This is a genomic window from Phocaeicola sp. RTP21198st1_B8_RTP21198_201120, assembly GCF_040929485.1.
GTDB classification, from domain to species: Bacteria; Bacteroidota; Bacteroidia; order Bacteroidales; family Bacteroidaceae; genus Phocaeicola; species Phocaeicola dorei.
In genome coordinates this window covers 1-2,083 of sequence record NZ_JBCOCI010000220.1, presented here as the reverse complement: position 1 = coordinate 2,083, position 2,083 = coordinate 1, and the positions used below count along the sequence as shown (strand labels likewise).

Annotated in this window: 1 protein-coding gene and 1 pseudogene; both read right to left on the bottom strand. The window is 41.7% G+C overall.

Translation table 11 applies throughout. The features are described from left to right. Positions 1-372: pseudogene (locus tag AB5935_RS24735) on the bottom strand (RagB/SusD family nutrient uptake outer membrane protein); the annotation flags it as partial. Positions 373-382: 10 nt separating this feature from the next. After that, positions 383-2,083: SusC/RagA family TonB-linked outer membrane protein (locus tag AB5935_RS24730; RefSeq protein ID WP_368327727.1), on the bottom strand; the 1,701-nt coding region annotated here is incomplete at its 5' end.

The following is a 2,083-nucleotide window of genomic DNA, read 5'->3' as shown; positions in this document are numbered from 1 at the left end:
ATCTTCGTTTTCCTGTGCTTCGGGTACTTTATAATTATGGAAAAAATAGTTCACTTTACGCAGGTTCTGATAACCAGTCTGCCAATCGGAAGCTCCGCTAAACTGGTTATTCTGTCCATGCAAACGGGCATCATACTTTTCTGCAATAATATTGTCACTATTCTTTTCTTCACTGCGAACTCCCAAACCGAACTTACTAAAAGACGGCAACGTCATATATAGTCCGTTAATATAGTTTTCGACCTGTATAGCACCTGTCAGAAAATTACCGGCTTCCGGCTTGGTTATCGGTTCCCTATCCAGAAAATCAGAACAGGATGAAAATGGTAATATTGAAGCGGCTACAAAAGCCATTATATATATTCTTTTCATATCTTATGGTTTAAAAGGTAAATTCAATACCAAATACGTAGTTTTTATTCAACGGATATACCTTTCCGTTACCATTTTGCTTCATTGGGGAAGTCAATCCCGGAGCAGTTTCGTTACTACCCCCAGCCCATGTATTTACCTGATTCAAGGTTTCAGGATCGAATACGTCCGGCAAATTGTCAATCGTGAAGAGATTATCACAAGTGAAATACACTTTCAAGTTCTCCAATCCCATCTTCTTAACCAGTTTAGGCTGGAAGTTATAAGAAATCATCAAGTTTTTGAGTCGCATATAAGCTGCGTTCAATAAATAACGTGAAGTGTTGTAACCTACGTTCGCATTATATTCAGGACTGTCGGGTTTTGTCAGACGCGGCAGGTAAGCCCCCGGGTTGTACACATTATAATAATCCAAATGTTCTTTAAAGAAGTTGGAATCACCGCTAAACAGATAAGTACTTGCAGCCATCGGGAAATCACGTTTCATGACTCCCTGGAACAATGCGGAAACTTCAAAACCTTTATAACCGGCATGTAAGTTCAGACCGAAGGAGTAACGAGGAGTCGTATTACCGATAATTTTCAAATCACCGTGATCTTTCAATGTACCCGAACCCGGATCAATTTTACCATCACCGTTCGAATCGATATATTTCAAATCACCACGTTGCCAATCCTTATTCGGTTTGAAGAAAGACATGTCTACTCCTCTCAGATATTCATCCACTTCCTGGTTGGTGAGAAACAGATCATTTGCTTCATATCCCCAGATTTCACCTAAATCCATTCCCTGGTAATAACCTTTGTTACGAACCAGACCGGTGTGGTTGTTATAAATCAATCCTTCCGGATTATTGTATTTGGTTACCACTGCTTTGTAGTCAAAGATATTGAAACCGATTCCATAACTGAAACCATTCTTCAGCTGGTCAGACCAGTTAACCGACAATTCCCATCCACGGTTACGTAGCGTTGCATTATTTACTTTAGCACGTTGGTCAACAGCAATACCGCCAATATCAGGAATTGCTTCAGCCGGGCCAATCATGTCTTTGGTCGTACGTTGGTAAATATCCGCCGTAATCGTCAAACGATTGTTAAGCAAAGTCAGGTCGAAACCTAAGTTGGCATTATCCACTTTTTCCCATGTAATGTACGGGCTTACCATAGAAGGTGTTAAAGCGACTGTACCACGTACCGGAGTAGCCGAAGTGACACCGGAAAGCAACCATGCATTTGAATAGTCCGGTCTCAATGTCATGAAGTTCAGATAATCATATAGTCCGGCTCCATTCTGATTGCCTAAACGTCCGTAAGACAAACGCACTTTCAACTGTGAAACAGGCAAGCTCCATTGCTTGAAGTAGTCGGTACGGGCAATGTCATAACCGGCAGAGAAAGAAGGGAAAAATCCCCAACGATTGCCGGAAGCGAAACGTGACGAACCATCATAACGTCCGCTAAATTCCAGAAAATAGACATTCTGGTAGTTCCAGTTCAAACGGGTATAGAATCCCATGGTTGCCCAATGGTCACGCGCTTCACTATTATAGGCTTTTCCGTTTGCATTGTCAAAAGAGAATGTATCATCGCTCATCACTCCGTCTTTATACGCATACATGCTTGAGTTTTGCTGCACTTCCATCTGGAAACCGGCCATTGCCTTAAAGAAATGGTCACCCCATTGATTCGTATATGAAGACGACACACT